23 protein-coding genes are annotated in these 24,599 nt (G+C 67.8%); 4 read left to right on the top strand and 19 right to left on the bottom strand.

Annotated features, from left to right (window positions below; translation table 11 throughout):
• Window positions 1-5: 5 nt before the first annotated feature.
• From WS96_RS11445 to mltG, 6 genes are all read right to left on the bottom strand, one after another.
• Complete coding sequence (locus WS96_RS11445) at window positions 6-362, bottom strand: Rap1a/Tai family immunity protein (RefSeq protein ID WP_059506076.1); 357 nt, start codon at window positions 360-362, stop codon at window positions 6-8.
• 118 nt (window positions 363-480) lie between these two features.
• On the bottom strand, window positions 481-1,191 hold the full coding sequence (locus tag WS96_RS11440; RefSeq protein ID WP_059506074.1) for an ankyrin repeat domain-containing protein: 711 nt from the start codon (window positions 1,189-1,191) through the stop codon (window positions 481-483).
• A 43-nt stretch (window positions 1,192-1,234) separates the two neighbouring features.
• A complete protein-coding gene (locus WS96_RS11435; RefSeq protein WP_059832598.1) occupies window positions 1,235-2,014 on the bottom strand; it encodes a TatD family hydrolase in 780 nt (259 codons plus the stop codon).
• Between the two features lie 141 nt (window positions 2,015-2,155).
• A complete protein-coding gene (locus WS96_RS11430; protein WP_059832596.1) occupies window positions 2,156-3,184 on the bottom strand; it encodes a DNA polymerase III subunit delta' in 1,029 nt (342 codons plus the stop codon).
• 18 nt (window positions 3,185-3,202) lie between these two features.
• Window positions 3,203-3,823 carry a dTMP kinase gene (tmk, locus tag WS96_RS11425; protein WP_034207505.1) on the bottom strand — a complete coding sequence of 207 codons (621 nt, stop codon included), beginning with the start codon at window positions 3,821-3,823 and terminating at the stop codon, window positions 3,203-3,205.
• Window positions 3,823-4,842: an endolytic transglycosylase MltG gene (gene mltG / locus WS96_RS11420; RefSeq protein ID WP_034207506.1), complete on the bottom strand. Its 1,020-nt coding sequence runs from the start codon at window positions 4,840-4,842 to the stop codon at window positions 3,823-3,825. Before mltG ends, tmk begins: the two co-directional genes overlap by 1 nt.
• A gap of 77 nt (window positions 4,843-4,919) precedes the next feature.
• Here mltG and ygfZ point away from each other — a divergent pair, with 77 nt between their 5' ends.
• Both ygfZ and WS96_RS11410 read left to right on the top strand, forming a co-directional pair.
• Window positions 4,920-5,954, top strand: coding sequence for a CAF17-like 4Fe-4S cluster assembly/insertion protein YgfZ (gene ygfZ, locus WS96_RS11415; protein ID WP_059832594.1), 1,035 nt, complete (start codon window positions 4,920-4,922; stop codon window positions 5,952-5,954).
• A 76-nt stretch (window positions 5,955-6,030) separates the two neighbouring features.
• Window positions 6,031-6,876, top strand: a complete 846-nt coding sequence (locus tag WS96_RS11410) for an NRDE family protein (protein WP_059832592.1) — start codon at window positions 6,031-6,033, stop codon at window positions 6,874-6,876.
• Between the two features lie 16 nt (window positions 6,877-6,892).
• Here the strand turns inward: WS96_RS11410 and WS96_RS11405 are convergent, their stop codons facing one another.
• The 8 genes from WS96_RS11405 to WS96_RS11370 all read right to left on the bottom strand — a co-directional run bounded on the left by WS96_RS11405 (window position 6,893) and on the right by WS96_RS11370 (window position 12,421).
• Window positions 6,893-7,339 (bottom strand): GNAT family N-acetyltransferase, encoded by a 447-nt coding sequence (locus WS96_RS11405; protein ID WP_034207509.1) that lies wholly within the window; start codon window positions 7,337-7,339, stop codon window positions 6,893-6,895.
• 41 nt (window positions 7,340-7,380) lie between these two features.
• A complete protein-coding gene (locus WS96_RS11400) occupies window positions 7,381-8,340 on the bottom strand; it encodes an alpha/beta hydrolase (protein WP_059832589.1) in 960 nt (319 codons plus the stop codon).
• 159 nt (window positions 8,341-8,499) lie between these two features.
• Window positions 8,500-8,979 (bottom strand): PaaI family thioesterase, encoded by a 480-nt coding sequence (locus WS96_RS11395; RefSeq protein WP_006483907.1) that lies wholly within the window; start codon window positions 8,977-8,979, stop codon window positions 8,500-8,502.
• The gene (locus WS96_RS11390) at window positions 8,976-9,290 is read right to left on the bottom strand and encodes a Dabb family protein (protein ID WP_006483902.1); all 315 of its coding nucleotides are present in this window, start codon (window positions 9,288-9,290) and stop codon (window positions 8,976-8,978) included. Before WS96_RS11390 ends, WS96_RS11395 begins: the two co-directional genes overlap by 4 nt.
• A 389-nt stretch (window positions 9,291-9,679) precedes the next feature.
• Window positions 9,680-10,402 (bottom strand): arsenical resistance protein ArsH, encoded by a 723-nt coding sequence (gene arsH, locus WS96_RS11385; RefSeq protein WP_059832587.1) that lies wholly within the window; start codon window positions 10,400-10,402, stop codon window positions 9,680-9,682.
• A gap of 20 nt (window positions 10,403-10,422) precedes the next feature.
• Window positions 10,423-11,496: an ACR3 family arsenite efflux transporter gene (gene arsB, locus WS96_RS11380; protein ID WP_059832586.1), complete on the bottom strand. Its 1,074-nt coding sequence runs from the start codon at window positions 11,494-11,496 to the stop codon at window positions 10,423-10,425.
• A 64-nt stretch (window positions 11,497-11,560) separates the two neighbouring features.
• The gene (locus WS96_RS11375) at window positions 11,561-12,055 is read right to left on the bottom strand and encodes an arsenate reductase ArsC (protein ID WP_059780953.1); all 495 of its coding nucleotides are present in this window, start codon (window positions 12,053-12,055) and stop codon (window positions 11,561-11,563) included.
• 30 nt (window positions 12,056-12,085) lie between these two features.
• The gene (locus WS96_RS11370) at window positions 12,086-12,421 is read right to left on the bottom strand and encodes an ArsR/SmtB family transcription factor (protein ID WP_059832584.1); all 336 of its coding nucleotides are present in this window, start codon (window positions 12,419-12,421) and stop codon (window positions 12,086-12,088) included.
• 704 nt (window positions 12,422-13,125) lie between these two features.
• Here WS96_RS11370 and WS96_RS11365 point away from each other — a divergent pair.
• Window positions 13,126-15,267, top strand: coding sequence for a hypothetical protein (locus tag WS96_RS11365; protein WP_059832582.1), 2,142 nt, complete (start codon window positions 13,126-13,128; stop codon window positions 15,265-15,267).
• Window positions 15,268-15,367: 100 nt separating this feature from the next.
• Here the strand turns inward: WS96_RS11365 and WS96_RS11360 are convergent, their stop codons facing one another.
• The 5 genes from WS96_RS11360 to WS96_RS11340 all read right to left on the bottom strand — a co-directional run bounded on the left by WS96_RS11360 (window position 15,368) and on the right by WS96_RS11340 (window position 22,851).
• On the bottom strand, window positions 15,368-16,768 hold the full coding sequence (locus WS96_RS11360) for a sensor domain-containing diguanylate cyclase (protein WP_059832580.1): 1,401 nt from the start codon (window positions 16,766-16,768) through the stop codon (window positions 15,368-15,370).
• Between the two features lie 259 nt (window positions 16,769-17,027).
• Window positions 17,028-18,206 carry an acetyl-CoA C-acyltransferase gene (locus tag WS96_RS11355; RefSeq protein WP_059832577.1) on the bottom strand — a complete coding sequence of 393 codons (1,179 nt, stop codon included), beginning with the start codon at window positions 18,204-18,206 and terminating at the stop codon, window positions 17,028-17,030.
• Between the two features lie 50 nt (window positions 18,207-18,256).
• Window positions 18,257-18,889, bottom strand: coding sequence for a bifunctional nicotinamidase/pyrazinamidase (gene pncA / locus WS96_RS11350; protein WP_006483895.1), 633 nt, complete (start codon window positions 18,887-18,889; stop codon window positions 18,257-18,259).
• Between the two features lie 44 nt (window positions 18,890-18,933).
• Complete coding sequence (locus tag WS96_RS11345; RefSeq protein WP_059832575.1) at window positions 18,934-21,018, bottom strand: 3-hydroxyacyl-CoA dehydrogenase NAD-binding domain-containing protein; 2,085 nt, start codon at window positions 21,016-21,018, stop codon at window positions 18,934-18,936.
• A gap of 189 nt (window positions 21,019-21,207) precedes the next feature.
• Window positions 21,208-22,851, bottom strand: a complete 1,644-nt coding sequence (locus WS96_RS11340) for a 3-(methylthio)propionyl-CoA ligase (protein WP_059832573.1) — start codon at window positions 22,849-22,851, stop codon at window positions 21,208-21,210.
• Window positions 22,852-23,027: 176 nt separating this feature from the next.
• On the opposite strand from WS96_RS11340, the gene WS96_RS11335 reads away from it, so the two are divergent.
• On the top strand, window positions 23,028-24,596 hold the full coding sequence (locus tag WS96_RS11335) for a protein adenylyltransferase SelO (RefSeq protein WP_059832571.1): 1,569 nt from the start codon (window positions 23,028-23,030) through the stop codon (window positions 24,594-24,596).
• Window positions 24,597-24,599 lie beyond the last annotated feature (3 nt).

Here is a 24,599-nt window from a genome sequence, read left to right as displayed (position 1 = left end):
TCAGATCAGCTGCCGCTCCTGCAGGGAAACGCCTTGCCGAGACCGAGCGACACCGCGGTGCTCGCGTTGTAGTCGGCCAGCTTCGGATTTTCCGCGATGTACTTGCGCACCGCGTCCGTCATCTGTTGCGCCCGGATGTCGGGCGGCAGGCAGAAGTACTGACCGACGCGCGGCCCCGTGGTGCCGCCGATCGCATCGATCGTGTTGTAGACGCCGTCGGCGGCGCCTTCGATATAGGCCGCGCACGACGCCCGCGACTTGACGTCCGTCTTCGCGCACAGCCGGTCGAGATCCGCGCCCGTGAAAGCCGCCGCCGACAACGGCACGGCAAACGCCGCGGCACAAAACATTGCGCGCAACATGGTGTTCCTTATGTCTATGCGGCGGGGGACCGCCTGCTGCGTTGGCCGGTGCGGCGCCGGATGCCCCGTTCCGGCCGGAAGGCGGCCGGGCGGACAGGCGCCGCCGCACCAAAAACCGTTATTTTGCACTCTTTTGAGCATCTGCCGGCGTCGCTGCACCGATACGCGTCGTCCGCTTGCTCAGGATCTCGATCGCGTCCGGCGCGTTGTAGTGCTTCGCGAACTCGAGCGCGGTGATGCCGAGCTGGTTCTTCACCTGCGGATCGGCGCCCTGGTCGAGCAGCAGCGTGACCGTCGACGCATGGTTGCCGCGCGCGGCCATCATCAGCGGCGTCGTGCCGTTCGGCGACGCGGTGTCGATGTACGCGTCGTGGTCGAGCAGCACCTTGACGACCGCGTCGTGGCCGTTGGTCGCCGCGTAGTGCAGCGGCGCCCAGCCCTTCTTGCTGACTTCCGCGCCCTTGTCGATCAGCAGCTTGACGAGGTCGAGGTCGCCGTTCAGCGACGCGAGCATCAGCGCGTTTTCGCCGGCCTTGTCTTCCTTCTCGAGATCGACGTTCGGCGTCGTGGCGATCGCCGCCGCGACCTTGTCGGATTTCTCGCGCGCGGCGATCACGAGGATCGGGTCGCCGTTCGGCGCGAGCGTGTTCGGATCGAGCTTGCCGCTCTTGAGCTGCTTGCCGATATCGGCGATGTCGTCGAACTTGACGGCCTTGACGATCGCGTCGAGCGACTCGGCATGCGCGCCGGCGGCGGCGAACAGCCCGCTCGCGACGAATGCGGCCGCAACGAGTGCGCGTTTGGGCAGATGGTTGGTCGGCTTCGTCATTGTTGTGGGCTCCTTCCCTGGGTTGTCGGCTGCGCGCCCGTCGTTAGCGGGCGATCTTGAACAGCCGGAAAAAGTTCTGCGTCGTCGCATCGGCGAGCGCCTCGACGGCGATCCCGCGTTCGGATGCGATAAAGCGTCCGACATGGCTGACGTACGCAGGTTCATTCGGCTTGCCGCGATACGGCACCGGCGCGAGGTACGGCGAGTCGGTCTCGATCAGCAGCCGGTCGAGCGGCACGCGCCGCGCGACGTCCTGCACGTCGGTCGCGTTCTTGAACGTGACGATACCCGACAGCGAGATATGGAAGTTCTGCGCGAGCGCCTGCTCGGCGACCGGCCACGGCTCGGTGAAGCAGTGCATCACGCCGCCCGGCACGTCCGCGCGTTCCTCGGCCATGATGCGCAGCGTGTCTTCCGACGACGCGCGCGTGTGGACGATCAGCGGCTTCATCGTCGCGGTCGCCGCGCGGATGTGCGTGCGAAAGCGTTCGCGCTGCCATTCCATGTCGGCGATCGAGCGGCCTTCGAGGCGATAGTAGTCGAGGCCGGTTTCGCCGATCGCGACGACCTTCGGGTGCGCGGCCAGCTCGACGAGCTCCGCGAGCGTCGGCTCGCGCGCATCCTCGTGATCGGGATGCACGCCGACCGATGCGTACACGTTGTCGTGCGCGTCGGCGATCGCGAGTACGTCGGGCAGCGTCTCGAAATCGACCGACACGCACAGCGCGTGCGTGACGTCGTGCTCGCGCATGTTCTCGAGAACGGCCGGCAGACGGTCGGCTAGGCCCTTGAAATTGATGTGGCAGTGAGAGTCGACGAACATCGTGTTTCCTGAATACGTGAGACGGGCGCTCATGCGCCCGCCGGCATGCGGCACCGGGCGACGTGGGTGGATCGGCCGACCACGGTCGCGCCCCCGCTTGATCCGTTCATCGTTTCGCAACCCATCGGAAACAATGCCGGATCAAACGAACATTTCCCGATATCCGAGAAACAATTCCTCGAATACCAGCCGTGCGTTGAGCGGATGGTTCTCGACCGTCCGCTGCCGCGTCACGGCTTTCATGAAGCGCGCGAATGCGTTCGCGTCGACCGCTTCCGCGCAGCGCGCCAGGGCTGCCGCATGCATCGGGAAGTAGCGCGGCGCACCGACCATCCGCTGGGCGAGCAGATCGTACAGCCAGCGCTGCAGCCAGCCGAGCACCAGCGGCACCGGCAGCTTCTGCAGCGTCTCGCCGCACGCGAACGGATCGCAGGCCGCACCGGCGGCCAGTTGCCCGAGCGTGTAGTCGCGCAACGGACGGTTCTCGTCGCTCGCGAGCGCCAGCGCGGCGAGCGGCGCGCCGCCGGCTTCGGCGAGCAGCGCGCTGGCGTGGTCGACACCCTGCGCCGCGAGCCACGCGGCGGCGGCCTCCGGCGCCGGCACGGTCATCGGCCACTGGCGGCAGCGGCTGATGATCGTCGGCAACAAGCGGTCGATGCGCGCCGACACGAGCAGGAACACGACGCCCGGCGGCGGTTCCTCCAGCGTTTTCAGCAGCGCGTTCGACGCGGCCACATTGAGCGCCTCGGCCGGATACAGCACGACGACGCGCGCGCCGCCGCGGTGCGAACCCACCCCGCAGAAGTCGAGCAGCGCGCGCACCTGCTCGATCTTGATTTCCTTGCTCGGCGCCCGCGTCTTCTTGCCGCCTTCGTCCGCGTCGGCCGGCTTCGCGTCGTCCGCCGCACCCGGCGCCTCGCCCGCCAGCGCCTCGGGCAGCACGATCCGGTAGTCCGGATGGTTGCCCTGCGAGAACCAGTTGCAGGCCGCGCAGGCGCCGCACGGCTCGCCGTTCGGTTGCGGCGATTCGCACAGGAAACCCTGCGCGAGATGCTGCGCGAACTGCAGCTTGCCGATCCCGGCCTGGCCGTGCAGCAGCAGCGCATGCGGCCATTGCGCGCGCAGTTGCTGCAGGCGGTTCCAGTCGTCGGTTTGCCACGGATAGATCATGGGGGCGTTCCTTGCGGGTTACAGCGCGGCGAGCACGCGTTCGAGCTGCTGGCGGATCTCGGGAATCGATCGCGTCGCGTCGACGACCGCGAAGCGGTGCGGCGCCTCTTCCGCGCGCCGCAGATATTCGGCGCGTGTGCGGGTAAAGAACGCGTCGGACTCGCTTTCGAACTTGTCCGGCATACGCGCGGCGCCGCGACGCTCGCTCGCGACCTGCGGCGCGACGTCGAACAGCACCGTGAGATCGGGCTGGAAACCGCCCTGCACCCAGCGCTCGAGCGTCTCGAGCTTGTCGCGCGGCAGCCCGCGGCCGCCGCCCTGGTATGCGAAGGTCGCGTCGGTGAAGCGATCCGACACGACCCAGTCGCCGCGCGCGAGCGCCGGCTCGATCACGAGCGCGAGGTGCTCGCGACGCGCGGCGAACATCAGCAGCGCTTCCGTCTCGAGATCCATCGGCTGGTTCAGCAGGATCTCGCGCAGTTTCTCGCCGAGCTGCGTGCCGCCCGGCTCGCGGGTGACGACGACCTGCCGGCCGGCCGCGGCCAGCCGGTCCTGGAGGCGTTCGCAGAACCATGACAGGTGGGTGGTCTTCCCCGCCCCGTCGATGCCTTCGAACGTGATGAATTTACCGCTCGCCATTATTGACCTCGTATGTACTTGTCCACGGCCTTGTTGTGGTCGCCGAGCGTGTCCGAGAACACGCTCGTGCCGTCGCCCTTCGCGACGAAATAGAGCGCGCTCGTCGGGGCCGGATTGATCGCCGCCTGCAGCGCGGCGACACCCGGCAACGCGATCGGCGTGGGCGGCAGCCCGCGTCGGGTGTAGGTATTGTAAGGAGTGTCGGCCTGCAGGTCGCGCTTGCGCAGACGGCCGTCGTACGCGTCGCCGAGCCCGTAGATCACCGACGGATCGGTCTGCAGCGGCATGCCGATGCGCAGCCGGTTCGCGAACACGGCCGCGACGAACGCGCGGTCGGCCGCATGGCCGGTTTCCTTCTCGACGATCGACGCGATCGTCAGCATTTCGTAAGGCGTCTTGTACGGCAGCCCCGGCGTGCGCGCGGCCCATGCCTCGTCGACGCGCGTCTGCATCAGGCGATAGGCGCGCCGGTAGATGTTCAGGTCGCTCGTGCCCTTGTCGAACAGGTAGGTATCGGGAAAGAACAGCCCCTCGCCGCTGCCGCGCTGCACCGCGCTGTCCGATGCGCCGATCGCGCGCAGCAGCTCGGCGTCGCTCATGCCGGCCGTCGAATGCGCGAGATCGGGGTTCGCGTCGAGCTCCGCGCGCATCCGCTTGAAGGTCCAGCCCTCGATGACCGTCGCGACGTACTCGTTCACGTCGCCGCGCGCGATCTTCTGCAGCACGTCGTAAGGCGTGATGCCGGTCTTGAATTCGTAGTTGCCCGATTTGAGCCGGCTCGACAGCCCGAGCACGCGCGTCATCGCGACGAAGGCGAGCGGCTCGACCGGCACGCCGCCGCGCTTGAGCTGCGACGCGACGCTTTTCACGCTGCTGCGCGGCTTGATCGTGACGTCGAGCGATGCCGAACCCAGCGACAGCGGCCGGGTCGCCCAGTAATACCCGCCGCCCGCGCCGGCAGCGGCCACAACGACGGCCAGCGCCACGATCGTCGCGGCGCATTTCTTCAGTAGGGACATGGAAACGTGACTCAGGTAAGACCCATATAATACTTGCTCGCCTCCGTCAAAGTCAGGGTTGACTGTTCCCTCATTCCATGAGCACACCGTTCGCTTCACCCGCTGCCCAGGCCGCATCTGCCTCGCTCCCCGTTTTCCCCCGCCCGTCCGCCGCCGATTTCGACGCGCCGGGCGCCTGCATGCCGCTGCCGCAGTTCGGCGTGATCGACGTGGCCGGCGACGACGCCGCGACGTTCCTGCACAGCCAGCTCACCAACGACATCGAGCATCTCGATGCCGGCAGCGCGCGGCTGTCCGGGTACTGCTCGCCGAAGGGCCGCCTGCTCGCGTCGTTCCTCGCGTGGCGGGCCGGCCACGGCGTGCGCCTGCTCGTGTCGAAGGACGTGCAGCCGGCCGTGCAGAAGCGGCTGTCGATGTTCGTGCTGCGCTCGAAGGCGAAGCTGACGGACGCGAGCGACACGCTCGCGGTGGCCGGCTTCGTCGGCGACGTGCGCGAGGCGCTGTCGGGTATCTTCGATGCGCTGCCCGACGGCGTGCACGTGAAGGTCGACGGCCCGGCCGGCGCGCTGATCCGCGTGCCCGACGCGGCCGGCCGCAAGCGCTATCTGTGGATCGGCCCGCGCGTCGAAGTCGATGCGCGCATCGCCGCGCTCACCGGCACGCTGCCCGTCGTGTCGCCCGCCGTGTGGGACTGGCTCGACGTTCGCGCGGGCGAGCCGCGCATCACGCAGCCGGCCGTCGAGCAGTTCGTCCCGCAGATGGTCAACTTCGACGTGATCGGTGCCGTTAACTTCAGGAAAGGGTGCTACCCGGGCCAGGAAGTCGTGGCGCGCAGCCAGTACCGCGGCACGATCAAGCGCCGCACCGCGCTCGCGCACGTCGCCGGCGAGACCGATACCGTGCATGCCGGCGTCGAGCTGTTCCACAGCGACGACCCGGGCCAGCCGTGCGGGATGATCGTCAATGCGGCGGCCGCGCCGGCGGGCGGCGTCGACGCGCTGGTCGAGATCAAGCTCGCCGCGCTCGACAGCGGCACGGTGCACCTCGGTTCGGCCGACGGCTCGGTGCTCGCGTTCGACGCGCTGCCGTACGCGTGGCCGACCGAAGCGTGATGCACTGACAACCCGTTCGCGGGCCGGCTCGCGAGTCGCAGCCGGCGCGCGACGTTTCCTGCGAGAGATTCGCCCGATGTGTCTGATTGCCTTCGACTGGCAGCCCGATGCCGCCGCCGGTCCCGTCTTTACCCTCGCCGCCAATCGCGACGAGTTCTTTCGCCGGACCAGCGCGCCGCTCTCGTGGTGGGAGGACGTGCCGGGCGTACTGGCCGGTCGCGATCTCGAAGCGGGCGGCACGTGGCTCGGCGTATCGCGCGACGGCCGCTTCGCCGCGCTGACCAACTACCGCGCGCCGTTCGACATCCGCGCGGGCGCGCCGACCCGCGGCAAGCTGGTATCCGACTTTCTCGGCGGCGCGTCCGTCGCGCCGCTCGACTATCTCGCGCAGCTTGCCGAACATGCGGCCGTGTACAACGGCTTCAACCTGCTCGTCGGCGACTGGCGCCGGCGCGAACTCGCATGGTTCTGCAACCGCGCGCCCGAGGGCGAAAGTCGCGTCGCCGCGCCCGTCGCGATCGCGCCGGGCGTGCATGCGCTGTCGAACGCGCGGCTCGACACGCCCTGGCCGAAAGTGGTGCGCAAGCGCGCGGAGCTCGGCACGCTGCTCACCGACAATCCGACCCCGTCGCTCGACGAACTGATCGCGCTGATGCGCGACCCGCACGTCGTCGACGACGACGCGCTGCCGCACACGGGCATTCCGATCGAGCGCGAGCGTGCGCTGTCGGCTGCGTTCATCGAAACGCCCGAATACGGCACGCGCGGCACCACGGCGCTGCGCGTCACGATGAAGGAAGGCGTACGGCTGACGGTCGAGGTCAAGGAACGCAGCGACGACGACGGCTCGCACCGGACCGTCCGCCCGGGCGCGTTCGAGCGCGCGTTCGCGTTCGATATCGACGCGACGCGACCGCGCTGAACGCAAGCGTTGCGCGCTACGGCGCGCGTGCCATCTCGACGTGCGGCACGCCGGCCTCGACGAACGGTTCGCCGACCGCCGCGAACCCGTGCCGCAGATAGAACGACACCGCCGAATCCTGTGCGTACAGCCGCACGACGGCTTCGCCGCGACGCCGCGCGGCGTCCAGCAGCGCATTCAGCACGGCCGACCCGACACCCTGCCCGCGCATGTCGGCCAACACCGCGACGCGGCCGATCGTGCCGGACGGCAGCAACCGCCCCGTCGCGACCGCGCGGCGCAGCCCGGTCGCCGCATCGGTCCGGTACGCGACCGCATGCAGCGACAGCGGATCGTCGTCGTCGAGTTCCCATTCCGGCGGAATCTGCTGCTCGCGCACGAACACCGCGTCGCGAATCCGCGCAGCGTCGCCGCCCAGCACCGTCCAGTCGCCCGTTTCCACTTCGCCCGCGCCGTTCGTCATCGCAGCTCTCCCGCGGCGAGCGCGCCGTCGCGCGCTCGCCGTCAAACCTCGTCGAATGCAGCCTTCAGCGCCGCGACCGCATCGACATGCGCGGCCCGCACCTCCGGCACGTAGCCGCCCATCTTGAAGAATTCGTGGATCATCCCCGGATAGCGGACCAGCGTGACCGTGTTGCCGGCCGCGCGCAACTTGTCCGCGTACGCGGCGCCCTCGTCGCTCAACGGATCGAATTCGGCCGTCGCGATCCATGCCGGCGCGACACCCGCGAACGACGGCGCATCGCGCGTGCCGTCGAGCGGCGCGAAACGCCAGTCGTCGCGGTCCGCCCGATCGCGCACGTATTGCGTGAAGAACCACTGGATCGTGTCCTGCGTCAGCAGGTAGCCGTTCGCGAGCCGTGCATGCGATTCGGTGTCCTGGTAACCCGTCACGCCCGGATAGATCAGCAGTTGCAGCGCAAGACGGATGCCCGCATCGCGCGCGAGCACCGCGCAGACCGTCGCGAGCGTCCCGCCCGCACTGTCGCCGCCGACCGCCAGCCGCGCGGCGTCGATGCCGAACGCGGCGGCCTCGCGATGCAGCCACTGCAATGCGTCGTCCGCGTCGTTCACCGCGGTCGGAAACCGGTGTTCGGGCGCGAGCCGGTAGCCGACCGACAGCACCGCGCATTGCGCATCGTGCGCGAACATCCGGCACAGCGCATCGTGCGTGTCGACGCTGCCGACCGTGAAGCCGCCGCCGTGGTAGTACACGAGCGCGGGCAGCGGCTCCGCCAGGCTCGGCTCGACCGGCAGATACAGCCGCGCACCGATCGTGCGGCCGTCCCGCGTCGGCACGACGCATGCCTCCACCGAATGCATCGGCGCCGGCGCGACGTCGAGGATCGGCGCGCTCTTCTCGTACGCGGCGCGCGCCTGCTGCGGCGTCTGGTGGTGATACGACGGACGTTTCGCGCGCTCGATCATGTCGAGCACCTGGGCGATCTTCGGATTCAGCGGCATCGGTGTGGACGGCGCCCGCGTGGCGCCGTGAACGGACAAGCATGACATGATGCCACGCGCGCGCCCGGCGGGCGCGGCGCGCGGTGCGCCGGCCCGCCCGTGCGCCAAAGCAAGACGGCCCTGCCTCATCGAAGGGACAGGGCCGTGCGCGACGGATGCTTACGCGTCGCTTGGGCCGGGCTGGGCGTCAGGCGCGGTGCGCGAGCGTTGCCGCTTGATGTCACGGCCGACCGCGAGCCGCCGCATGTACTTGAACGTACCGAGCGCCTTCGCGACGAAATTGCCGTCGCTGTCGCGCACTTCGCCTTCGCAGTAGGCCATCGTCGTCGAGCGGTGCATCACGCGCCCGTAAGCGCGCAATTCGCCGCGGCCCGGCTGCATGAAGTTCACCTTCATCTCGACCGTGACGACGCCGACGCCGTCGTCGGTCAGGCTGCGCGCCGCCATCGCGAGCGCGATGTCGGCGAGCGTCATCGTCACGCCGCCGTGCGCGATGCTCCACGTGTTCATGTGGCGCTCCTCGAGCGGCAGCACGATCTCGCTCGCGCCATCCTTCGCGGACACGAGCTGCACGCCGAGCAGATCGACGAACGGGCTTTCGATCGACGGGCCTTCCGTCGGGGTTGCCGCGTCGCTCATCGTGCGTTGTCGACGATGTAGTCGACGCACTCGCGCGATTCGGCCACCGCGACGACGAATTTCTTCACTTCCTGGTGAACCGGATGCACCTGGTACGCATCGAGCGCGGCCTTGTCGGCGAAATCGGAGACGAGCACGATGTCGGCGGTCGCGTCGAGGCCCGGCGTCGCCACGCCGACGTCGATCTGCAAGGTGCCCGGCACGAGATCGCGGCAGCCTTCGAGCTTCTCCTTCAGCTTCAGCGCGTTCTGCGCACGCGTCGCGCCTTCCGCCGATTCCTTCAACTTCCACATGACGATATGTCTGATCACTTCGTTCGCTCCTGTTCGTGTGGGTTCGGCGAGTTGCCTGAAACCGTTGCCAGCCGGGCGCGTTCCGCCCTTCCGCCGTTCGCTCGCATGCGCTCGAGAATCGCGTTCGGCCGAGAAAAAACGGGTATCACCTGCGCTCTTCAAGGGCGGCACCCGCGTCTCATCGTGCCACTTGCCGACGTCGAGATCCGACGAGCAAACACAGGCGACAAGCCTACCAAACTTACCGACACCCATGGCGCCGTATCTCGAGGTTCGAGGAGCGCGAGCATACCGACGTCGAGTTGCACGACCGATATCGATCCAGAAAACGCGCGGCGCCGGGCTCGTCACGTCACGCCGAGATGTGTCCCGCCACGCCCCATCCCGGCTCGTCCTTCCGTCGGCCACTAGATGCTTCGCTGGTTCACACGCCGCGAAAGCGCTTCGGCGCTCTCCTTCCGCTCGCTGTACCGATCGACCAGGTACGGGCCGATGTCTCTCGTCAGCAACGTAAACTTCACCAATTCTTCCATCACGTCCACGACACGATCGAAATAAGCGGACGGCTTCATCCGCCCCGCTTCGTCGAATTCCATGAAAGCCTTCGCCACCGACGACTGGTTCGGGATGGTCAGCATGCGCATCCAGCGTCCGAGCACACGCATCTGGTTCACCGCGTTGAACGACTGCGAACCGCCGCTGACCTGCATCACCGCGAGCGTCTTGCCCTGCGTCGGTCGCACGGCGCCGACCGACAGCGGAATCCAGTCGACCTGCGACTTCATGATGCCCGTCATCGCGCCGTGCCGCTCCGGCGAGCACCACACCATCCCTTCCGACCACATCACGCGTTCGCGAAGCTCGACGACCTTCGGATGACTGTCGGGCGCGTCGTCCGGTAGAGGCAGTCCGCTCGGATTGAACACGCGGGCTTCGGCGCCCATCGCCGTGAGCAAGCGTGCCGCTTCCTCGACCAGCAGGCGGCTGAACGAGCGCTCGCGGAGCGAGCCATAGAGCAGCAGAATCCGGGGAGGATGCGTCGACGGCGCCGCCGGCCGCAACTGCGCGGCATCCGGCACGCGGAACTGCTCGGTGTCGAGTTGCGGTAGATCGTCCATGTAGTCGGTCATCTGCGGATTCTCCGGTGTACTCAGGCCCGATGCTCATACCAGCCCTTCGACCGGTTGACGACACGCACGACCAGCAACATCGCCGGCACCTCGACCAGCACGCCGACGACGGTCGCCAGCGCGGCGCCCGAGTGAAATCCGAACAGGCTGATTGCCGTGGCGACGGCCAGTTCGAAGAAGTTGGATGCACCGATGAGCGCCGACGGACATGCAACGCTGTGCTTCTCGCCGACCGTGCGGTTGAGCCAGTAAGCCAGTGCCGAATTGAAGAACACCTGAATCAGGATCGGCACCGCCAGCAGCGCGATCACGAGCGGCTGCGCCAGAATCGCGTCGCCTTGAAAGGCGAACAGGAGGACGAGCGTCGCGAGGAGCGCGGCGATCGACCAGGGAGCAGTCCTCACCATCGCGGCATCGAATGCAGCCGCGCCCTTGGCGAGCAGGCGCTTGCGCCACAACTGCGCGAAGATGACCGGAATGACGATGTACAGCACGACCGAGGCGAGCAGCGTCGCCCACGGCACGGTGATCGCCGACATGCCGAGCAGCAGGCCGACCATCGGTGCGAACGCGATCATCATGATGCTGTCGTTCAGCGCGACCTGCGACAACGTGAACAGCGGGTCGCCGCCCGTGAGTCGGCTCCACACGAACACCATCGCCGTACACGGCGCCGCGGCCAGCAGAATCAGGCCCGCGATGTAGCTGTCGAGCTGATGCGTCGGCAACATCGGTGCGAACAGGTGGCGAATGAACAGCCAGCCCAGCAATGCCATCGAGAACGGCTTGACGAGCCAGTTCACGACGAGTGTGACGCCGATGCCTTTCACGTGTCGACGTACCTCGTGCAACGCGGCAAAGTCGACCTTGACGAGCATCGGAACGATCATCACCCAGATCAGCAGCCCGACGGGCAGATTGACCTGCGCGTATTCGATCCGGCCGAGCTGCCGGAACAAACCGGGCAGCACCCGGCCGAGCGCGATACCCGCGACGATGCACAGCGCGACCCAGAGCGTGAGGTAGCGTTCGAAGAAATTGATGGCCGGCTTGGCGGCGGCCTTGCTCGGCGGGGCGGTGTCGTACGCGGTCATTGCACGGGGTTCGGTCTCGAAGGCGTCGCCCGCCGCTCACGTCGGCGGGCCGTCGTACGGGCGGTCAATGTCGCGCGATATCGGTCAATGCGTGCTGAAGCTCGGCATTGCTCATGCGTTCGAGCGGCAACGCCAGCAACTGCAGCATGCGATAGCCGATTGCTTGACGCGTCAGGTCGAACGCAAGTCGCCTGCCTTCGTCACCGCCGGCCGCATTCGACGGATCGGCGTAACCCCAATGGACCTTGACCGGGCTGCCGGGCCAGTACGGACACGTTTCGGCTGCCGCACTATCACACACCGTGATGACGACACGCATCTCGGGCGCGCCGTCGCCGGCGAATTCGTCCCAGCTTTTGCTGCGGTATCCGTCAACGTCGACGCCGGCGTTCGTCAACGCCTCCAGCGCGAACGGGTTGACGCGACCGCTCGGCGCGCTGCCGGCGCTGTACGCCCGGACGTCCTTGCCAAGCGTCGCGGCCCAGAAATTGAGCATGCCCTCCGCCAGCACGCTGCGGGCGGAGTTGTGGGTGCAGAGAATCAGTACGTTCGTGGTCATGGGCGATGCACGCGCATGCGTGTCGGGGCGTCAGGATTGGCAGCGATCGGGCGTCGGGCACGCCGACACCGGCGAACAGGGATTCCCGCCGCAGCAGTTCTCGGTGAGGTAGGCCAGCAAGCCGTTCATCGTCGCGAAATTTCCGCAATAGAACACGAAGCGGCCTTCCTGCCGGCTCGTCACGAGTTGCGCATGCGCGAGCTCCTTCAAATGGAACGACAGCGACGACGGCGGCACGTCCAGCAACGTGGCGATTTGCCCGGCCGGCATGCCTTCCGGCCCGGCCTGGACGAGCGCACGAAACACCGCGAGCCGGGATTCGTGCGCGAGCGCTGCAAGCGCAGCGATGATCTGATTTGTTTCCATATTTCCATAATAGTCGAAATATGGAACGTTGTGTAGCGAGTCAGATGAGCGACGATAGCCGCCACGCCTGCCCAAGGGGCGGTTCGGGTGGAGCGAAATCCACGAGCCTGGTTGAAGAGCAGGAACGCGGATTGCACTGCCGCCTGCGCACCGCCCCGGGGCGCGCCAGCTCGTGAGCCAAATGGCGAGACGAGCATGACGACTCCTTTCCTGTCCGGCATCAATCGCCGGCGCGATACGGTATTGCCGATCGGTTTCGTCACCGGATATCCGAAGTGAATTAATCCGCTTCCGTTAAATCGCACATTTTACCGGCGAGACGGGTAATAATTGCGGCCGGCTTTTCAATTCAATATTCGAAAACAAAAACATTATTGACTTCGACTTTCCCGTAAATTTAGAATCGCCTACAACGGCTTACGTATCATCTTCTTCGCCGTCCCGGATTCGCCACTCACCCGCGCGAAGGGCATGCGCATCGCCTTTTTCGCGGAACATCGACGCGTCGCCCTCTGTCGTTTTCAGCTTTCGGCATTTATCGGCCATTCGATTATTGTCAACCTGCTTTCTTTTCGAAGAATCGCAACATCCCGATTAATTCCAGTCATTCGCCAGAATGAATACAAGATGGGATCAAGCGGACCCGAGATCCGCCGATTAGAACATCCAGATAAAAATCGCCAGTCATCAGGAGGGACATCAACATGCATCGCCTTGCGAAGTCGCTGTGTCTCGGGCTCGTCTGTGCCGGTCTGCTGTCGGCCTGCAACGACGACGACGTCAAATCGAACAGCCCGCCGTCGAACACCGCCGCGTTGTCGTTCCGCATGGATACCGGCGGCCAGATCAACGCGTTCTACCGGCAGGACAAGGTCGCCGCGCACCTGCTCGTGCGCTCGTCGACGAAGCCGCGCCTGCTCGTGGTCTTCCCCGCCGGCAACAGCGGCACCGGGCTGTGGTTCGACGACACCGCGCAACCGGTGAACTGGAGCCTCGACACGCCGCCGTCCGCGTTGTCGGCCCCGGACGCACACGGGCGCCCGCTCTATGGCATCGGCGCCGACGTGTCGGTCGACACCGGTACGCTGACGATCCGCCAGGGCGTGCTCAGCAACGTGCGCTTCCTGCGCGACTTCAACGGCGGCGCCACGATTCCGCAACAGATCCTCACCGCGCCGACGGTCCAGGGCAGCACCGCGCAATGGCAACGCGACCGGATCGACGGCGCGCCCGGCTATACGCTGCGCATCACGCTGCGCGACGGCGGCAGCATCGCGCCGGCAGCGGGCGGCAAGCTGGTGCTGAGCGCGCCGGCGGGCTCGCACACGCTGAAGCTGCACGTCGATGCGCTGTCGGGCGAGACGCCGCTGTCGCCGATCACGCACGCCGACCTGTTCGCCCCGTCCGTGAATCCCGACCCGGTCAGCCAGAACGTGCTCGAATTCCTCAGCTTCAACGACAAGCTGCTGGCCGGCTCGTGGCAGTACGACACGTACTTCGGCCGCGACACGCTGATCTCGGTCCGCATGCTGATGCCCGTACTCGAACCGGCGGCGATCGAGGCCGGGCTGTCGTCGGTGCTGAGTCGCCTGTCGGCCGACGGCAAGGTCGCGCACGAGGAAGGCATCGGCGAATTCGCGCTGATCGACAACCAGAAGAACGGGCGGCCGAACGATGCGACACCGACCTACGACTACAAGATGATCGACAGCGACTACCTGCTCGCGCCGATCGCGGCCGCGTGGCTGATCGACGATACGCGCGGCCAGGCGCGCGCGGCCGCGTACCTGGCGCAGCGCGGCAGCGACGGACAGACCAACGGCAGCCGCCTCGTGGTCAATCTGCTGCACGTCGCGACGACCGCGCAGCCGTTCGCGCAGCAGCCGTCGGTCGCGAACCTGATCCATCTGCGGCCCGGCGAAATCGTCGGCAACTGGCGCGACAGCACCGACGGCCTCGGCGGCGGCGTGTACCCGTACGACGTGAACGCGGTGCTCGTGCCGGCCGCGCTGCGAGCGGCGAACGCGTTCCTCGCCCGCGGCCTGCTCGATCCGTACCTCGACGCCGGGCAGCGCGCGACGCTCGCCAACGCGGCGAACCAAGCGGCCATCTGGGAAACGCAGGCGCCGCCGCTGTTCCAGGTCAGCGTGCCGGCCGCGCAGGCGGCCACCGACGTATCGGCCTATGCGCCGTCCGCCGGCGTGCCGGCCGGCGCCGCGCCCAACGCGCCGCTGGCCTTCTACGCGCTGTCGCTCGACCAGCAGGGCAATCCGATTCCGGTGATGAATTCCGACGGCGGCTTCGCGCTGCTGTTCGGCACGCCGCCGGACGACCAGCTTCAGCGGATCGTCGCCGACGTCACGCGGCCGTTCCCGACCGGGCTCGTGACCGATGCCGGGATGCTGATCGCGAACCCCGCGTACGCGACCCCGTCGCTGTGGCCGAAGTTCACGAGCTCCGCGTATCACGGCACGGTGATCTGGTCATGGCAGCAGGCGATGTGGGTGGCCGGGCTCGATCGTCAGCTTGCGCGCCAGGACCTGTCGGCCACGACGCGCACGCTGCTCACGCAGGCGCGGCAGACGATCTGGCAGGTGATCTCGAACGGGCGCGACATGCGCACATCGGAAATGTGGACGTGGTCCTACGTGAACGGCAAGTACCAGACCGACGCATTCGGCACGCGCAGCGCCGACGCGACCGAAGCCAACGCGGCGCAGCTCTGGAGCACGACGTATCTCGCGATCCGCGATCCGCAGCAGCGCGCGGGCAAGTACTGGTGGCAGGCGTCGCAACCGATGGAAGAGGCGCAGCCGAAACAGGCGACGGCGGTGGCGTCGCGCTAGCGCGTCGCCGCGCGCGTGCCGGGCGTGCCGGCCGGCACCGACACTGGCCTGAAAAAGCCCCGGTGGCGCGCCCGTCGCCGGGGCGTCGGCGGGTTGCGGATCATCGCGACACCACGCGGTTGCGCCCTTCCCGCTTCGCCTGGTACAGCCGCTCGTCGACCGCCCGCAGCAGCGCATCGACCGTGCCGCCGTCGATGCCGTATTGCGCGACGCCGACGCTGACCGTCACCTGCACGCGCTTGAAGTCGAGCCCGAACGGCGCACTCGCGATCGACGAACGCACGCGCTCGGCCGTCATCCGCGCGCCCTCGAGCGGCATCTCCGGCAACAGCGCCATGAACTCCTCGCCGCCGACCCGCGCAAGCGCACCCGCCGGCCGGATCGCCTCGAGGCACTGGCGCACGACGCCGCGCAGCACCTCGTCGCCGATCTGGTGCCCGTATGCATCGTTGATGTTCTTGAAATTGTCGAGATCGAGCGCGAGCAGGCAGAACGGCGTGCCGTCGCGCTCGGCCCGCACGATCTCGCGCTCGACCTGCGCGATGAACTGGCGGCGGTTCGACGCACCCGTCATCGGGTCGGTCGCGGCCATGTACTCGAGCTTCTGGTTCGTGCGCCGCAGCTCCTGCAGCGCGCTTTCGGTGCGCGCCATCGATTCCGACAGCCGGCTCATCAGATCTTCCTGGCTGTAGATCGCCGAGAACGAGCGCGTCGTCTGCAGCGCCTGCACGACGCCGTAACTGAGCAGGAAGAATCCGCCCGCGAAGATCGCATGCGCGAGCCACCACATGTGATTCCACGGCTTGCCGAGGATGAACGCGAGCGACGACAGCGCGAACGCCATGATCGACACGCCGTAGATCACCATCAGCGGCGAGCGGATCCGCCGCGCGAGCAGCACGCACACGTTCAGCAGCGAGAGCACCAGCGCGCCGCCTTCCATCGACAGCCGCGTGCCGAGCGCGCCCGCGACCGGCGAATACGCGATGTACGCGACCGCCACGTTGACGATCACGAAGAACACGATCCACGGCAGCCACGTCCGCGCGCTCGTGCGCTTGTCGATACGGTCGGGCGGACGCGAATACGACAGCAGGCCCGTGAGCAGCAGCGCCGACATCACGAAACGCGACGCGGGCCCGTACAGCAGGAACAGCCAGATGTTGTGATGCGCCATCCCGGTGAATGCGCCGTGCAACGCATAGATCATCGCGAAGCCGAGAAAGCCGAGCGTCAGCCAGCGCAGCAGCGGCTCGCCCGACGACCGGTAGCACACCCACGTCACGTAGGTGACGAACGCGCCTTCGATCGTCGCCGCCGCGATCGCGATTTCATGGAAGGCGTGGTTCTCGAACACGACGCTCCGGTCGCTGAAGAACCACAGATAGGCAATCAGATAGGCAGGCAGCAACGCGAATCCGACCAGCAGGCATTTCGCGTAGAGCCTCGCGGCCGCGCTGACGACGCGCGGCGGTTCCCCGGCTGCATAGGTCGTACTCATTCGGTCCCCGGTCGGTCTGCTGCGTTGATTCGAATCTTCGCGTCGCGGATCGCGCGACGCACGATCCGGCCCATCGTGCCGAAAGGCAAATGTCAGAGCAAGTATAGGTGGGGCAATTCGTTTGACAAGTCAGGGGAAACGGCATTGCCGGGTGCGTGCCTTTTGGTTCCCCGTCGTAGCGAATGGCGCGTCGGCTGCGCCGATTCGCTACGGCGGCGTGCGGCGACGCCGAAGCGCCGCTGCCGCCGCCGCGCAAAGATCAGAGGATTTCGAACAGGCCGGCCGCGCCCTGCCCGCCGCCGATGCACATCGTGACGACCACGTACTTCACGCCGCGCCGCTTGCCTTCGATCAGCGCGTGGCCGGTCAGGCGCGCGCCCGACACGCCGTACGGATGGCCGACCGCGATCGCGCCGCCGTTCACGTTCAGGCGATCGTCGGGAATCCCGAGCGTGTCGCGGCAGTACAGCACCTGCACCGCGAACGCCTCGTTCAGCTCCCACAGGCCGATGTCGTCGACTGTCAGCCCGGCCTGCTTCAGCAGCTTGGGCACCGCGAACACCGGGCCGATGCCCATTTCGTCCGGTTCGCAGCCGGCCACCGCGAAGCCGCGGAACGCGCCCAGCGGCTGCAGCCCTTCGCGCTGCGCGGCGTCGGCGCTCATCACGACGCAGGCCGATGCGCCGTCCGAGAACTGGCTCGCATTGCCCGCGGTGATCACGCCGCCCGGCACGGCCGAACGGATCTTCGACACGCCTTCGAGCGTCGTGTCGGGGCGGATGCCCTCGTCGGCCGACACCGTCACTTCCTGCGTGAACAGGCGCCCCGTCGCCTTGTCGGCGATGCCCGCGAGCACGGTGATCGGCACGATCTCGTCGCGGAAACGCCCGGCTTCCTGCGCGGCCGCGGCGCGCAGTTGCGACTGTACGCCGTACGCGTCCTGCCGCTCCTTCGAGATGCCGTAGCGCTTCGCGACGTTCTCGGCGGTCTGCAGCATGTTCCAGTAGATCTCGGGCTTGTGCTGGACGAGCCAGCCTTCCTGGATCATGTGCCGGTTCATCTCGTTCTGCACGCACGAGATCGATTCGACGCCGCCGGCCACATAGACGTCGCCTTCGCCCGCGATGATCCGCTGCGCGGCCAGCGCGATGGTCTGCAGCCCCGACGAACAGAAACGGTTCACCGTCATCCCTGGCACGCTCACCGGCAGCCCGGCGCGCAGCGCGATCTGCCGCGCGATGTTCGCGCCCGTCGCGCCTTCGGGGTTCGCGCAACCCATGATCACGTCCTCGACGCGCGCCGGGTCGAGCTTCGCGCGTTCGAGCGCGGCCGCGACCACGTGGCCGCCGAGCGTCGCGCCGTGCGTCATGTTGAAGGCACCGCGCCAGGATTTCGCGAGCGGCGTGCGTGCGGTCGATACGATTACGGCTTCGGTCATGCGAGTCTCCTTCGGTCCTGCTTCATGTCCTGAATCGGATGGGGAATGCGCTACGCCGCCGGGCGCGCGCCCGCGGACGTCGCATGCGCGACGCCCGCTGCCTGCATCTGCTGCCATGCGTGTGCGAGCGACCCGTTCAGGTCGATCGCACGGCACGCATCGTTGATCACCGCGGCTTCGAATCCGGCCGCGCGCGCATCGAGCGCCGACCACGCGACGCAATAGTCGGTCGCGAGCCCGCAGCACCACACGCGCTTCGCGCCGAGTTCGCGCAGGTAGCCCGCGAGCCCCGTGCGCGTCGTGCGGTCGGCTTCGACGAACGCGGAATAGCTGTCGACCTGCGCGTCGCCGCCCTTGCGGATCACCAGCCGCGCGTGCGGGATGTCGAGGTCGCGATGCAGCGCCGCGCCGTCGGTGTCCTGCACGCAGTGCACGGGCCACAGCACCTGCTCGCCGTACGGCAGCGCGAGCGTCGAGAACGGCTCGCGGCCCGGATGGTTCGCCGCGAACGACACGTGCTCGCGCGGGTGCCAGTCCTGCGTGAGCACGACCTGGTCGAAGCGCTGCGCGAGCGCGTTGATCACGGGCACGACCGCATCGCCGTCGGGCACCGCGAGCGCGCCGCCCGGCATGAAGTCGTATTGCACGTCGATCACGAGCAGGACGTCGTCGGTGCGTTTCATTGCGTGTCTCCAGACTGGATCGGCCGCGCCGCGATGCGGCGGCGTCAGCCGTTGAACCCGCGGCCGGCCTTCGCCAGTTCCGCGATCGACGGCGCGAGCCGCCAGGCGTCGCCGTTCGGCGCCGCCGCATAGCGGCGAATCGCGCGCTCGACGTTGTAGAGGCCGACCGTGTCCGCGTACAGCATCGGGCCGCCGCGCCACAGCGGGAAGCCGTAGCCGGTCAGGTAGACCATGTCGATGTCGGACGCCTTCGACGCGATCTTCTCCTCGAGAATCTTCGCGCCTTCGTTGACGAGCGCGAACACCAGCCGCTCGACGATCTCGTCGTCGCCGATCTTGCGCCGCTCGACGCCGCGCTCCTTCGAATACGCGACGATCATCTCGTCGACGAGCGACGACGGCTTCGCCTTGCGATCGCCCGGCACGTAGTCGTACCAGCCGGCGCCCGTCTTCTGGCCGAAGCGGCCCTGTTCGCACAGGCGGTCGGCGATCTTCGAATACTGCAGCTCGGGCTGCTCGACGTAGCGCCGCTTGCGGATCGCCCAGCCGATGTCGTTGCCGGCGAGGTCGCTCATCCGGAACGGCCCCATCGCGAACCCGAACTTCTCGATCGCGCGATCGACCTGCGCGGGCAGCGCGCCTTCCTCGAGCATGAAGAGGGCCTGGCGGATGTACTGCTCGATCATCCGGTTGCCGATGAAGCCGTCGCAAACGCCCGACACGACCGCCGTCTTGCGGATCTTCTTCGCGACCGCCATCACGGTGGCGAGCACGTCCTTCGCGGTCTGCGCGCCGCGCACGACCTCGAGCAGCTTCATCACGTTCGCCGGGCTGAAGAAGTGCATGCCGACCACGTCCTGCGGACGCTTCGTGAACGCCGCGATCTTGTCGACGTCGAGCGTCGACGTGTTCGACGCGAGGATCGCGCCCGGCTTCGCGACTTCGTCGAGCTTGCGGAACACCTGCTCCTTCACGCCGAGTTCCTCGAACACGGCTTCGACGATCAGGTCGGCGTCCTTCAGGTCGTCGTAGGACAGCGTCGGCGCGATCAGCGCCATGCGCGCGTCGAGCTTCTCCTGCGTGAGCTTGCCCTTCTTCACCTGCGCGTCGTAATTCTTGCGGATCGTCGCGAGGCCGCGCTCGAGCGCCTCCTGCTTCGTCTCGAGCAGCGTGACGGGCAGCCCCGCGTTGACGAAGTTCATCGCGATCCCGCCGCCCATCGTGCCGGCGCCGATCACGCCGACCCGGCGGATCTCGCGCAGCGGCGTATCGGCCGGCACGTCGGGAATCTTGCTCGCCGCGCGCTCACCGAAGAACGCATGGCGCAGCGCGCGGCTTTCCGGCGTCATCATCAGCGCGACGAAACCTTCGCGCTCGGCGATGCTGCCCTTGTCGAAACCGTTCAGCACGCCGGCCTCGATCGCGTCGATGCACTTGTGCGGCGCGGGGAAATTCGGCGCGGCGGCCCGCGCGGAATTGCGCGCGAACTGGATGAAGCCCGCCGCGTTTTCATGGACGATCTTGCGATCGCGCACGCGCGGATGCGGCCCCTTCTGCGCGCCGACCTTGCGTGCGAACGCGACGGCCGCGTCGAGCAGGTCGCCGTCGGCCATTTCGTCGAACAGCCCGCTCTTCGCGAGTTGCTCCGACGGCACCGGCGCGCCCGACACGATCATGTTCAGCGCGGTTTCGAGCCCGACCGCGCGCGGCAGGCGTTGCGTGCCGCCCGCGCCCGGCAGCAGCCCGAGCTTCACTTCGGGCAGCGCGACCTGCGCGCCGGGCGCCGCGACGCGGTAGTGCGCGCCGAGCGCAAGTTCCAGGCCGCCGCCCATCACGACGCTGTGCAGCGCCGCGACGACCGGCTTCGCGCTCGCCTCCACCGCACGGATCACGGTGTGCAGCGTCGGCTCCTGCAGGGCCTTCGGCGTATTGAATTCGGTGATGTCGGCGCCGCCCGAAAACGCGCGGCCCGCGCCGGTCAGCACGATGGCCGTGACCGACGGATCCTGCGCGGCGCGATCGAGCGCGTCCATGACGCCCTGACGGGTCGACAGGCCGAGCCCGTTGACGGGCGGGTTGTTGAGCGTGACGACGGCCACGCCGTCGCGAGTCGAGTAGTCCACTGCCATCTGCCTGCCTCCATGCATCGCGCGCCGGATTGGCTGCGCTTCATTGTGCGCGGTCGAACGGCCGCATGTCCGGATGAACGCAGGCAGCATACAACGAAAAAGCACGGTCGTTCAATTTGAATTTCGTTCCCGATCCGGGGACGGATCGGGCGACCGGTTCGCGGGCCGGGAACGGCCCGGGCGTCGGGCTTACGGCTCGCACACCGCCGTCGGCAACACGTAATCGCGGAACGTCTCGCGCAGCTTCAGCTTCTGCAGCTTGCCGGTCGCGGTGTGCGGCAGCGATTCGACGAACACGACGTCGTCGGGAATCCACCATTTCGCGACCTTGCCCTCGTAGAACGCGAGCAGCGTGTCGCGGCTCAGGTTCGCGCCTTCGCGCGGCACCACGACGAGCAGCGGCCGCTCGGTCCATTTCGGGTGCGCGCACGCGATGCACGCGGCTTCGGCCACCCCCGGGTGCGCGATCGCGACGTTCTCGATGTCGATCGAGCTGATCCACTCGCCGCCCGACTTGATCACGTCCTTGCTGCGGTCGGTGATCTGCAGGAAGCCGTCGGGGTCGATCGTCGCGACGTCGCCGGTCGGAAACCAGCCGTCCGACAGCGGCGACGCGTCGCCGCGAAAGTAGCGGTCGATCACCCACGGCCCGCGCACCTGCAGTTCGCCGAACGCGACGCCGTCCCACGGCAGCTCGCGACCGTCCTCCCCGACGATGCGCATGTCGACGCCGCAGATCACGCGCCCCTGCTTCTCGAGCAAGCGGCGCTGCGCGTCGAGCGGCCGCTGCGACTGCGCCCAGTTGAGCTTCGCGAGCGTGCCGAGCGGCGACAGCTCGGTCATCCCCCACGCATGGATCACGCGCACGCCGTATTCGTCCTCGAACGTGCGCAGCATCGCGGGCGGGCACGCGGAGCCGCCGATCACCGTGCGGTTCAGCGTCGAGAAACGCACGCCGGCTTCGCGCATGTAGTTCAGCAGGCCGAGCCACACGGTCGGCACGCCCGCGGAGAACGTCACGCGCTCGGCCTCCATCAGCTCGTACAGCGACTTCCCGTCGAGATCCTTGCCGGGCAGCACCAGCTTGCCGCCCGTCAGCGGCACCGCGTACGGCAGCCCCCATGCGTTGACGTGGAACATCGGCACGACGGGCAGCACCGCGTCCATCGCGGACAGGTTCATCGCGTCGGGCAGCGCGGCGCCGTATGCATGCAGCACGGTCGATCGATTCGAATACAGCACGCCCTTCGGATTGCCGGTCGTGCCGGACGTGTAGCAGAGCCCCGACGCCTGCTGCTCGTCGAGACGCGGCCAGTCGTAGCAGCCGTCCTCGGCGTCGACGAGCGTTTCGTAGCAGAGGAACGGCGTCGCGCCGGACGGCAGGTGCGCGGCGTCCGTCATCGCGATCCAGCCCTTCACGTGCGGGCATTGCGGCGCGATCGCGTCGACGAGCGGCGCGAAATTGATGTCGAACAGGACGTAGCGGTCTTCCGCGTGATTGACGATGTACGCGATCTGCTCGGGAAACAGGCGCGGGTTGATCGTGTGGCACACGGCGCCCATCCCGCCGATCCCGTAATACGCCTCGAGATGCCGGTAGCCGTTCCACGCCAGCGTGCCGACGCGGTCGCCGGTTTCGACGCCGAGCCGCCCGAGCGCCTGCGCCAACTGCTTCGCGCGGCGTTCGCAATCGCGGTACGTGTAGCGATGCAGGTCGCCTTCCACGCGCTTCGACACGATCTCCGTGTCGCCGGCGTGCCGCGCGGCATGCGAAATCAGCGACGACACCAGCAGCGGCACATCCATCATCTGGCCCAGCAACGGCTTACTCATCGTCTTGTTCTCCCGAGGATGCGAATCGGTGACCAGCGTGCGGGCCGTTTCCGTACGGAAGCAGTCCGGTGCGTGCCCGTCGGCGGCCCCGGACGGGCGTGGCGCGCGGTGCGCGGGCCGCCATGCGGGCGGCGCGGCGCCGCCTTACAATATCGGCTTACCCAGAGGCGCTCAACATGTCGTTTTCCCGAAGCGCAGCCGATGCGGCTGACACCCTGCCCGACCTCGCCGCGACGCTCGGCGTGCCCGCCGAACGCGCGTTCGTCACGCTCGGCGACGCGTTTCATACGCGGCTGCCGGCCGCGCCGCTCGCCGCGCCGTACGTCGTCGGCTTTTCCGACGAAGTCGCGCAACTGCTCGACCTGCCGCCCGCGATCGCCGCGCAGCCCGGCTTCGCCGAGCTGTTCGCCGGCAACCCGACGCGCGACTGGCCCGCGCACGCGATGCCGTACGCGTCGGTCTATTCCGGCCATCAGTTCGGCGTATGGGCCGGCCAGCTCGGCGACGGCCGCGCGCTGACGATCGGCGAATTGCCCGGCACCGACGGCCGGCGCTACGAACTGCAGATCAAGGGCGGTGGCCGCACGCCGTACTCGCGGATGGGCGACGGCCGTGCGGTGCTGCGCTCGTCGATTCGCGAATTCCTGTGCTCGGAAGCGATGCATCACCTCGGCATCCCGACCACGCGCGCGCTGACGGTGATCGGCTCCGACCAGCCGGTGGTGCGCGAGGAGATCGAGACGGCGGCCGTCGTCACGCGCGTGTCGGAGAGCTTCGTGCGCTTCGGCCACTTCGAGCACTTCTTCTCGAACGATCGCCCCGATCTGCTGCGCCAGCTTGCCGATCACGTGATCGACCGCTTCTATCCGGCCTGCCGCGACGCGGACGATCCGTACCTCGCGCTGCTCGAAGCCGCGACGCTGCGCACGGCCGACCTCGTCGCGCAGTGGCAGGCCGTCGGCTTCTGCCACGGCGTGATGAACACCGACAACATGTCGATTCTCGGCGTGACCATCGACTACGGTCCGTTCGGCTTCGTCGATGCATTCGACGCGAACCACATCTGCAACCACTCCGATACCGGCGGCCGCTATGCATACCGGATGCAGCCGCGCATCGCGCACTGGAACTGCTACTGCCTCGCGCAGGCGCTGCTGCCGCTGATCGGGCTGCAGCACGGGATCGCCGACGACGATGCACGCGCCGAGCGCGCGGTGGATGATGCACAGGCCGTGCTCGCGAAGTTTCCGGAGCGCTTCGGTCCCGCACTCGAACGCGCGATGCGCGCGAAGCTCGGCCTCGCGCTCGAGCGCGAGCACGACGCCGATCTCGCGAACAAGCTGCTCGAGACGATGCATGCGAGCCACGCGGATTTCACGTTGACGTTCCGCCGGCTCGCGCAGGTCTCGAAGCACGACGCGAGCCGCGACGCACCCGTGCGCGACCTGTTCATCGATCGCGAAGCGTTCGACGCCTGGGCGAACCTCTACCGCGCGCGGCTGTCCGAGGAAACGCGCGACGACGCGACTCGCGCGGTTGCAATGAACCGCACGAACCCCAAATACGTGCTTCGCAACCATCTGGCCGAAGTCGCGATCCGGCGCGCGAAGGAAAAGGATTTTTCGGAAGTCGAACGGCTCGCGCGGATCCTGCGCCGCCCGTTCGACGAACAACCGGAGCATGAAGCGTACGCGGCGTTGCCGCCCGACTGGGCCGGGTCGCTCGAAGTGAGCTGCTCGTCGTGACCG

This window comes from Burkholderia sp. MSMB1835, assembly GCF_001526365.1.
Taxonomy (GTDB): Bacteria; Pseudomonadota; Gammaproteobacteria; order Burkholderiales; family Burkholderiaceae; genus Burkholderia.
Note: the sequence above shows the minus strand (reverse complement) of the source record. Positions and strands in the feature narration are given on the sequence as shown.

Excerpts from the sequence above, each read along its gene's own strand:
- WS96_RS11445 (WP_059506076.1), bottom strand. The coding sequence starts at position 362 with ATGTTGCGCGCAATGTTTTGTGCCGCGGCGTTTGCCGTGCCGTTGTCG.
- WS96_RS11440 (WP_059506074.1), bottom strand. The coding sequence starts at position 1,191 with ATGACGAAGCCGACCAACCATCTGCCCAAACGCGCACTCGTTGCGGCC.
- WS96_RS11435 (WP_059832598.1), bottom strand. The coding sequence starts at position 2,014 with ATGTTCGTCGACTCTCACTGCCACATCAATTTCAAGGGCCTAGCCGAC.
- WS96_RS11430 (WP_059832596.1), bottom strand. The coding sequence starts at position 3,184 with ATGATCTATCCGTGGCAAACCGACGACTGGAACCGCCTGCAGCAACTG.
- tmk (WP_034207505.1), bottom strand. The coding sequence starts at position 3,823 with ATGGCGAGCGGTAAATTCATCACGTTCGAAGGCATCGACGGGGCGGGG.
- mltG (WP_034207506.1), bottom strand. The coding sequence starts at position 4,842 with ATGTCCCTACTGAAGAAATGCGCCGCGACGATCGTGGCGCTGGCCGTC.
- ygfZ (WP_059832594.1), top strand. The coding sequence starts at position 4,920 with ATGAGCACACCGTTCGCTTCACCCGCTGCCCAGGCCGCATCTGCCTCG.
- WS96_RS11410 (WP_059832592.1), top strand. The coding sequence starts at position 6,031 with ATGTGTCTGATTGCCTTCGACTGGCAGCCCGATGCCGCCGCCGGTCCC.
- WS96_RS11405 (WP_034207509.1), bottom strand. The coding sequence starts at position 7,339 with ATGACGAACGGCGCGGGCGAAGTGGAAACGGGCGACTGGACGGTGCTG.
- WS96_RS11400 (WP_059832589.1), bottom strand. The coding sequence starts at position 8,340 with ATGCCGCTGAATCCGAAGATCGCCCAGGTGCTCGACATGATCGAGCGC.
- WS96_RS11395 (WP_006483907.1), bottom strand. The coding sequence starts at position 8,979 with ATGAGCGACGCGGCAACCCCGACGGAAGGCCCGTCGATCGAAAGCCCG.
- arsH (WP_059832587.1), bottom strand. The coding sequence starts at position 10,402 with ATGACCGACTACATGGACGATCTACCGCAACTCGACACCGAGCAGTTC.
- arsB (WP_059832586.1), bottom strand. The coding sequence starts at position 11,496 with ATGACCGCGTACGACACCGCCCCGCCGAGCAAGGCCGCCGCCAAGCCG.
- WS96_RS11375 (WP_059780953.1), bottom strand. The coding sequence starts at position 12,055 with ATGACCACGAACGTACTGATTCTCTGCACCCACAACTCCGCCCGCAGC.
- WS96_RS11370 (WP_059832584.1), bottom strand. The coding sequence starts at position 12,421 with ATGGAAACAAATCAGATCATCGCTGCGCTTGCAGCGCTCGCGCACGAA.
- WS96_RS11365 (WP_059832582.1), top strand. The coding sequence starts at position 13,126 with ATGCATCGCCTTGCGAAGTCGCTGTGTCTCGGGCTCGTCTGTGCCGGT.
- WS96_RS11360 (WP_059832580.1), bottom strand. The coding sequence starts at position 16,768 with ATGAGTACGACCTATGCAGCCGGGGAACCGCCGCGCGTCGTCAGCGCG.
- WS96_RS11355 (WP_059832577.1), bottom strand. The coding sequence starts at position 18,206 with ATGACCGAAGCCGTAATCGTATCGACCGCACGCACGCCGCTCGCGAAA.
- pncA (WP_006483895.1), bottom strand. The coding sequence starts at position 18,889 with ATGAAACGCACCGACGACGTCCTGCTCGTGATCGACGTGCAATACGAC.
- WS96_RS11345 (WP_059832575.1), bottom strand. The coding sequence starts at position 21,018 with ATGGCAGTGGACTACTCGACTCGCGACGGCGTGGCCGTCGTCACGCTC.
- WS96_RS11340 (WP_059832573.1), bottom strand. The coding sequence starts at position 22,851 with ATGAGTAAGCCGTTGCTGGGCCAGATGATGGATGTGCCGCTGCTGGTG.
- WS96_RS11335 (WP_059832571.1), top strand. The coding sequence starts at position 23,028 with ATGTCGTTTTCCCGAAGCGCAGCCGATGCGGCTGACACCCTGCCCGAC.